The sequence below is a fragment of the Terriglobales bacterium genome (assembly GCA_035457425.1).
In the GTDB taxonomy this organism is placed as follows: Bacteria; Acidobacteriota; Terriglobia; order Terriglobales; family Acidobacteriaceae; genus JACPNR01.
Genome location: DATIBR010000191.1, coordinates 1 through 7932, shown reverse-complemented (window position 1 = coordinate 7932; position 7932 = coordinate 1). Strand labels below are relative to the sequence as shown.

Here is a 7932-nt window from a genome sequence, read left to right as displayed (position 1 = left end):
GGGAAAAGGCCGTCCCTCAAGCGGGACGCCCACCTTATCTAGGCGAGGCGCGGCCCGGTGCCGGTGTCGCCCGCGGCTTCGGCGGAGTGGTGGCGGACGTCGGCGCCCTTGATCCAGAAGATGACGTCTTCGGCGATGTTGGTGGCGTGGTCGGCGACGCGCTCGAGGTTGCGCGAGACCAGCAGCGCATTCAGCGCGGGCCCGATGATGGCCGGGTCCTTGCGCATCTTCTCCGCCAGCAGCACGTAGTTCTCTTTGTTCATGCGATCGACGATGTCGTCCATGGTGAGGACGGCTTCGGCGAGCTCGGCCTTGCCATCGAGGAACGACTCGAGTGCCCGGCGCACCATGCCGCTCACGGTGGCGGCCATGCGCGGGATGTCCACCGGCAGCTCTACGTCCGGCTGCTTGACGATGGCGAGGGCGCGCTCGGCGATGTTCACCGCCTGGTCGCCCACGCGCTCGAGGTCGGCGTTGATCTTCATGACGGCCGTGATGAAGCGCAGGTCCACCGCCATCGGCTGCTGCATCGCCAGCAAGTCGAGCGCCAGCTCGTCAATCTCGCGCTCGATCTCGTTGATGGTCTTCTCGCCATCGAACACCGCCTGGCAGAGCTTGGGATCGCGCTTGCGATAGGCCTCGGTGGCGCGGTCCACGGCCAGCTCGGCCATGCCGCCCATGGCGAGCAGTTTGCTGCGAAGGTCGTCGAGACCCTGGTGGAACTTCGTGCGCGTCATCCGAACCTGCCTGTGATGTAGTCCTCGGTCCGCTTGTCCGAGGGATGAGTGAACATGTCCTGCGTGTGGTTGAACTCGATCACCTTCCCCAGCAGGAAAAAGCCGGTGAACTCCGAGGTGCGCGCCGCCTGCTGCATGTTGTGCGTCACCAGCACGATGGTACAGCTGTGCTTCAGGTCCCCCATCAGGTCCTCGATCTTCGCCGTCGAGATAGGGTCGAGGGCCGAGCACGGCTCGTCCAGCAGCAGGGCCTCCGGCTCCACCGCCAGCGCGCGCGCGATGCACAGCCGCTGCTGCTGGCCGCCGGAGAGCGAGAGCGCCGACTGCTTCAGCTTGTCCTTGACCTCGTCCCACAGCGCGGCGCGCTGCAGGCTGCGCTCCACGCGCTCAGCCAGGGCGGCGCGGCTCAGCCCGCCCTCCAGCCGCGGCCCGTACGCCACGTTCTCGAAGATCGATTTCGGGAACGGGTTCGGCCGCTGGAACACCATCCCCACCCGCCGCCGCAGCGCGGTCGCGTCCATCGCCTGGATGTCCTCGCCGTGCAGCGTGACCGAGCCGGTCACGCGCGTGCGCGGCAGGTTCTCGTACATCCGGTTCAGCGTGCGCAGGAAGGTCGACTTGCCGCAGCCCGACGGCCCGATGAACGCCGTCACCGTGCGCTCCGGCACCGTCAGCGTGACGTCGTGCAGCGCCTGCGTCTCGCCATAGAAGAAGTTCAGCGCCGTGATGTTGAAGTGCGGCGGAGGCGCCGCCTGCCGCTCGACCGCTTCCGGCGTCAGTGCTTTCAGGTGGATCTTCGGATTGGCCATCGCATTCATGGTCTTCTCAGTGGACTGGTTTGTAGCGGCTGCGTCCGATGATCAGGCGCGCCAGGATGTTGGTGGCCAGCACCGCCGCCAGCAGCACGAAGCCCGCCGCCCACGCCTGCCGGTGCCAGTCTTCGTAGGGCGCGATCGCGTACGTGAAGATCATCACCGGCAGCGACGCCATCGGCTGCGAGTAACCCGGGCTCCAGAACTGGTTGCTGAGCGCGGTGAACAGCAGCGGCGCCGTCTCCCCCGCCACCCGCGCCAGGTCGAGCATGATGCCCGTGATGATGCCGTGCATCGCCGCCGGCACCACCACCGTCGCGATCGTCTTCCCTTTGCTCGCGCCCAGCGCCATCGCGCCTTCGCGCAGCGACTCCGGCACCGCTCGCAGGAACTCTTCCGTGCTGCGCACCGCGATCGGGATCATCATGATCCCCAGCGCCACACCGCCCGCGAAGCCGGAGAAGTGTCCCATCGGCAGCACCACCATCGCGTACACGAAGATGCCAATCACGATCGAGGGCACCCCGTTGAGCAGGTCGGTGGTATAGCGCACCAGCCACGCGAACCACCCGGTGCGGCCGAACTCCGCCAGGTACACGCCGCCGAAGAATCCGATGGGGACGCCGATCAGGCTCGCCAGGGCGAGCATCTTCACGCTGCCGACCACCGCGTTCGCCATCCCGCCGCCGGTCTCGCCGACCGGCGCCGGCAACTGCGTGAAGAACGCCCAGTTCAGGCTGCGCGCGCCATTCCACAGCAGGTACCCCAGGATGAAGAACAGCACCGCCACCACCAGCAGCGCGCACAGCCCAGTCACCAGCGCCATGCCGCCGTTCACGAGGCGGCGCGTGATCGAGGGACCTCTCATGCGTGCCCCTCCCGGCGCGAGGTCGTCAGCACCAGCAGCCGCGCCGCCGCGTTCACGATGATCGTCACCAGGAACAGCACCAGCGCCAGGTAAATGAGCGCGTGCACGTACAGGTCGTCGGTCGCCTCGGTGAACTCGTTCGCGATGACGGCCGCGATGGTGTAGCCCGGCGCGAACAGCGACGCCGCGATCTGGGGCACGTTGCCGATCACCATCGTCACCGCCATCGTCTCGCCCAGCGCGCGCGCCAGCGCCAGGAAGATCGAGCCCACGATCCCCCGCCCCGCGAACGGCACCACCACGCGCCAGGTGCACTCCCAGCGCGTCGCCCCCAGCGCCAGCGCCGCCTCGCGCTGCTCCGCCGGCACCGCCAGCAACACCTCGCGCGAGATCGAGACGATGAACGGCACGATCATCACCGCCAGCACGACGCCCGCCGAGAAATAGCTCACGCCGTAGAACGTCCCGGAGAAGATGGGCAGCGACCCCAGCGTCTTCGCCAGCAGCGGGTGCACGTACTGCTTGAGCAGCGGCACCAGCACGAAGATCCCCAGCAGCCCGTAGATCACGCTCGGCACCGCCGCCAGCAACTCGATCAGGAAGGTCAGCGCGTCCGACATCCGCCGCGGCGCCAGCTCGGAGAGGAACAGCGCCGCGCCCAGCCCGACCGGTACCGACATGACCAGCGCCAGCGCCGAGGTCACCAGCGTCCCGTAGACGAACGGCAGCGCGCCGAAACTGCCGGCGACCGGGTCCCAGTCGCGCCCCGTGAAGAACTTCCATCCGAACTCATGGCGCGCCAGCGCCGAGCTCCGAAACAGCTCCCAGAACAGCAGCGCCGTGATCAGGATGATGGACGCCGCGAACACGATCGTGACCAGGTACGCCGCCTGGTCGCCCGACACCAGTCGCTTCCAGAACCCGGCGCGCGCCGCGGGGCGAGCGGGCGGAGGGACACTGCGCAGGGTCTCAGGAAGAGCCGTCGACATCACCGTGACCCTACCAAAGCATTGTTAAAGGATGATGAAAAGCGGCGCCGGCCTGCCCGGCATGCCTGGTTGGGCACGCCTCGCCTGGGCAGACCGGGGCCGCGCATTGCGTTCCAGACCCTAGAACGTGTAGACCACGTCGAACTGCATCCGGTTCAGGTACGGCTCTTCTTCGCCCGGCACGATGCCGTTGGCGCGGGTGGCGCCCACCAGCGCGCTGTTGAGCGTGCGGCCGATCCAGTCCGTGAACTGCAGTTGCGTGTTGTTGGTCAGCTTGTAGAACAGGTACCAGCGGTTCTGCACGATGTTGGTTGGCGCCCGCTGGTCGCTCTCGGTGAACGACGCGATGGCCGAATCCGCCTCCTGCCGCCGCCATTCGTACCCGAACTGCCAGTCGCCCTTGTTCTTCTGCTGGCCCATGCCGATCTCCACCCCGTACGCCTTGTCCTGCGGCGAGAAGCAGATGTTCCCGTGGCAGGCGCCCGCGCCGAACGCCGGGTCGAGCTCGCTGTTCGCCGCGTCCAGGTTCTGCAGGAACTCGCCGTTGAGGTACAGCGGGAAACGGTCCGACCATGTCTGGAAGGAGTTGTTCAGCAGGAAGTTGGAATAGAAGAATCCGGACGCGAAGCAGCGCGCCACCGGGCAGGTGCCGCCGGTGAACGTGGTGTTCGTCATCCCGTTGGGCGCGAACGGCGCGGTCCCGCCGAACCCGTTCGCGGTGATGGCGTTCTCGCCGTTCCACTTCAGCAGCGTGTAGGTGGGCACGACCGTCCAGCGGCTCCACGGCTGCAACTTCGCGCTCACCGAGCCGCCCGACGCCCACGAATCCGTCCCCTTCGAAACTTCGTTGAACGCCAGCTGCATCAGCTGGAAGTTGAAGTTCTTCAGCAGCCGGTGGCTGAATTCCCAGTTCAGCTTCTCGCTGAAGCCTTCCGGGTTCAGGTCCGAGTCGAACGTTGCCGGCGTGCGGTTCCAGCTGTACACCCACTTGCCCCCGGTCAGCACGAGCCACTTGTGGTTGACGGGGTTGTAGGTGACGTAGCCCTGATCGAGGTAGAAGTTCTTCCGCTCGAACGCGTTCGTCAGCGTCTCGTTGGTGGAGGTCGGGTCCGTGATGGCGCCCGTCGCCACCCGCAGGCCCGCCACGAAGTCCTCGTTCAGCTTGCCGACCAGGCCCAGGCGCACCCGGACGCGTGCCCGCCAGCGGTCCACGCACTGCCCCGCGGCGCACAGCGGATTGCCCTGGTCCGAGAAGAACTCGCCGCGCACGCGCACGTCGCCATTCCACCGGAAGCGGTTCAGCGTGCCCTCGATCCCCGAGACGCGCTTCTGCTCCTCCTGCGTCTGCAGCGCGCCGTTGGTGAGCGTGGTCTTCACGTCTGCCATGTCCGACTGCAGCTTGTCGAGCGTCTCCTTGGACGAGGACGAAGCCGTCTCCGCGCTCTGCGCCGTCTGCTGCGCCGCGCCCGCGGCCGACTGCGTCTGCTGCACCTGCTGCTGCAGCTGCTGGACCGCGGCATCGCGCTGCTGGATCTGCTGCTGCAGCGCGTTGATCTGCTGCTGCTGCTGCTCCATCATCTCGCGCATCGCGCGCAGCTCGTCCGCCACGCTGGTCGTCTTCTTGCGCTTCGACGTCGACGCCTTGGTGGTCGCTGTCTGCGCGCTCATGGCGGCCGTCAGCGTGAGGATCAACAACACTCCACTCCAGAACCTGCTCATGGTTCAGCCTCTCTCGTCTGTGGTCTCTGTCGGGATTCCCCGGGCCCTTACCGGATCTGCGAGATCGTTGCCCGCACCTTGTCCGAGACTTCCTTCGGCAGCGGCGCGTAGGTCAGCTGCTGCGCCATGCCCTGCCCGCTGTCCAGCATCCAGGTCAGGAAGTCTTTCATGATGCCGCCCTTGTTGTCCTTGAACTGCACCGGCACCAGCAGCCAGGTAAAGCTCGCGATAGGATACGCGTCCTTCCCCGGCGCATTGGTGATCGACACGCGGAAGTCCGCCGGCATGTTCTTCACCGAGGCCGCCGCCTGCGTGGTCGATGGCAGGCTCGCCTTCACGAACTCGCCCGCCGCGTTCTTCACCGACCCGTATGCGATCTTGTTCTGCTCCGCGTAGATCAGCTCCACGTACCCGATGGAGCCTTCGGTGATGCGGATCATCCCCGCCACGCCTTCATTCCCCTTGCCGCCCAGGCCCACCGGCCACTTCACCGACGTCCCTTTGTTCGGCCCGCTCTTCCACTCCGGACTCACCTTCGACAGGTAGTCGGTCCAGATGAAGGTCGTCCCGCTGCCGTCCGACCGGTGCACCACCACGATCGGCTGGCTCGGGAAGTTCACTCCCGGGTTCAGCTTCGCGATCGCCGGATCGCTCCAATTGTTGACCTTGCCCAGGAAGATATTGGCCAGCAGCTCGCCCGAGAACTTCAGCTCCTGTTTCACGCCCGGAACGTTGTACGCCGGCACCACCGCGCCCAGCACCGTCGGGATGTGCAGGATCTTCGTCTTCGCCTGCGACAACTGCTGGTCGGTCATCGGCCCGTCGCTGGCGCCGAAGTCCACCGTCCCGGCGATGACCTGCCGGATTCCGCCACCCGAGCCGATCGACTGGTAATTGATCTGCACGTTCGGATGGGCCTTGCGATATTCGTTGAACCACTTCGAGTACATCGGATAGGGGAACGTGGCGCCGGCGGCGTTGAGCGTGGTCTGCGCGGGGCTCGCAGCCGCGAATGCGACCACCAGCAGCAAGTAGACGATCGTGCGTTTCAAGGTTGCTCCTCCTGACTCGTGACTACCTGCTTTGTAGCCTCCGAGTGTTAAAGGAGCGTTAATAGCGGGTGAAATTCCGGTGAAACCTGGCGCCCCGAGCCGCCAGCTAACTTCTTGTGAATATTGAACTTAGCGGGACGTGAGCCGGCGCACCCCTGTGCGTGACTTTTAACACCGTTGTAACCCGCCTTCATTTAGCATCATCTCCCCAGCTTCCACGCACACGGCCATGTCTCCCGTCTCGCTCAAGAGCCCGACGCTCTACCTGAACCGCGAGCTTTCCTGGCTCGCCTTCAATCGTCGTGTGCTCGAAGAGGCAGAGGACAGCGCCAACCCCCTGCTCGAGCGCGCCAAGTTCCTGGCCATCACGGCCAACAATCTCGATGAGTTCTGGGAAGTCCGCATCGCCGGCCTGCTGCAGCAGATCGAGGACGGCTACGACGAGCCCGGCCCCGATGGCCTCACGCCCTCGCAGGAGCGTGACCTGGTCCTGGAAGAGGTCCGCGGGTTCGTGGACGCGCAATACCGTTGCTGGAACCAGCGGCTCCGCCCCGCGCTCTCGGAGAACGGCATCCGCGTCCTGGGGCTCGAGGAGCTCGACGACCAGGGACGCGCCTTTGTCGAGGATTACTGCCGGCGCGAGCTCGACTCCCTGCTCACTCCCGTCACCATCGACCCGGCGCACCCTTTCCCGCGCGTGCTCAACAAGGCGCTGTGCATGGCCTTCCAGCTGCGCCGCCGCCGCCGCTCCTCCACCTCGTATCTCGGCGTCGTCACCGTCCCGCGCAGCTTGCCGCGCCTCATCCGCGTGCCCTCGGACTCCGGCACCATCGACTTCATCTTCCTCGCCGACCTGGTCACCGCCCACGCCGCTTCCATGTACCGCGGCTACGACATCACCTCGGCCGCCTCCTTCCGCGTCACGCGCAACAGCAACCTCTATCTGCAGGAAGAGGAGTCGCGCAACCTGCTCGAGGCCGTGCGCACCGAGCTGCATAACCGTCGCAAGGGCGACGCCGTCCGGCTCGAGATCGACGCCGACGCCGCCCCGGAGATCGTCGAGCGCCTGCGCGCCAACTTCGAACTCGAGGATTGGCAGATCTTCCCCACCGAGGGTCCCGTCAATCTCTCCCGCCTATTCAACATCTACGGCCAGGCCGACAAGCCCGACCTCAAGTTCAAGACCTTCGTCCCGCGCGAGCTGCACCTCACCGGCAAGAATCGCGACCTGTTCGAGGAGATCCGCCAGCACGACCTCCTGCTCCACCATCCCTTCGATTCCTACGAGTCGGTGGTCTCGTTCATCGAGTGCGCCGCGCGCGACCCCCAGGTGCTCTCCATCAAGCAGACGCTCTACCGCACCAACGAGAACTCACCCATCGTCGAGGCCCTGGTCGCCGCCGCCGCGGCCAAGGAAGTCACTGCGGTCGTCGAGCTGAAAGCCCGCTTCGACGAGGCCTCCAACATCCGCTGGGCGCGCGACCTCGAAGACGCCGGCGTCCAGGTCTTCCACGGCCTGGTCGGACTCAAGACCCACTGCAAGGCCACGCTCGTCGTGCGCCGCGAAGACGACGGCTCCATCCGCCGCTACGCTCACCTCGGCACCGGCAACTACAATCCCACGACCGCGCGCCTCTACACCGACATGAGCATGATGACGGCCGACTCCGTCGTGACCCAGGCCGTGCACTCCGTCTTCAACTTCCTCACCGCCTACTCCGAGCGCGGCGACTACGACGGCCTGCTGGTCGCGCC

General features: G+C 66.2%; 7 protein-coding genes. 1 reads left to right on the top strand and 6 read right to left on the bottom strand.

The genetic code is table 11. The features are described from left to right. Positions 1-38: 38 nt before the first annotated feature. The 6 genes from phoU to pstS all read right to left on the bottom strand — a co-directional run bounded on the left by phoU (position 39) and on the right by pstS (position 6177). A complete protein-coding gene (gene phoU / locus VLA96_14995) occupies positions 39-737 on the bottom strand; it encodes a phosphate signaling complex protein PhoU (protein ID HSE50512.1) in 699 nt (232 codons plus the stop codon). Further along, positions 734-1546, bottom strand: a complete 813-nt coding sequence (gene pstB, locus VLA96_14990) for a phosphate ABC transporter ATP-binding protein PstB (GenBank protein HSE50511.1) — start codon at positions 1544-1546, stop codon at positions 734-736. The genes phoU and pstB overlap by 4 nt, the downstream gene beginning before the upstream one ends. A gap of 16 nt (positions 1547-1562) precedes the next feature. Beyond that, positions 1563-2417 carry a phosphate ABC transporter permease PstA gene (gene pstA, locus VLA96_14985; protein ID HSE50510.1) on the bottom strand — a complete coding sequence of 285 codons (855 nt, stop codon included), beginning with the start codon at positions 2415-2417 and terminating at the stop codon, positions 1563-1565. Beyond that, positions 2414-3406 (bottom strand): phosphate ABC transporter permease subunit PstC, encoded by a 993-nt coding sequence (gene pstC / locus VLA96_14980; GenBank protein ID HSE50509.1) that lies wholly within the window; start codon positions 3404-3406, stop codon positions 2414-2416. Before pstC ends, pstA begins: the two co-directional genes overlap by 4 nt. 120 nt (positions 3407-3526) lie before the next feature. Continuing rightward, positions 3527-5125 carry a putative porin gene (locus VLA96_14975; GenBank protein HSE50508.1) on the bottom strand — a complete coding sequence of 533 codons (1599 nt, stop codon included), beginning with the start codon at positions 5123-5125 and terminating at the stop codon, positions 3527-3529. A gap of 47 nt (positions 5126-5172) precedes the next feature. Next, entirely contained in the window at positions 5173-6177 is a 1005-nt protein-coding gene (pstS, locus tag VLA96_14970) for a phosphate ABC transporter substrate-binding protein PstS (protein HSE50507.1), read from the bottom strand. A gap of 229 nt (positions 6178-6406) precedes the next feature. Between pstS and ppk1 the strand changes: the two genes are divergently transcribed. Further along, a partial coding sequence (gene ppk1, locus VLA96_14965; protein ID HSE50506.1) for a polyphosphate kinase 1 occupies positions 6407-7932 on the top strand: 1526 nt, incomplete at its 3' end.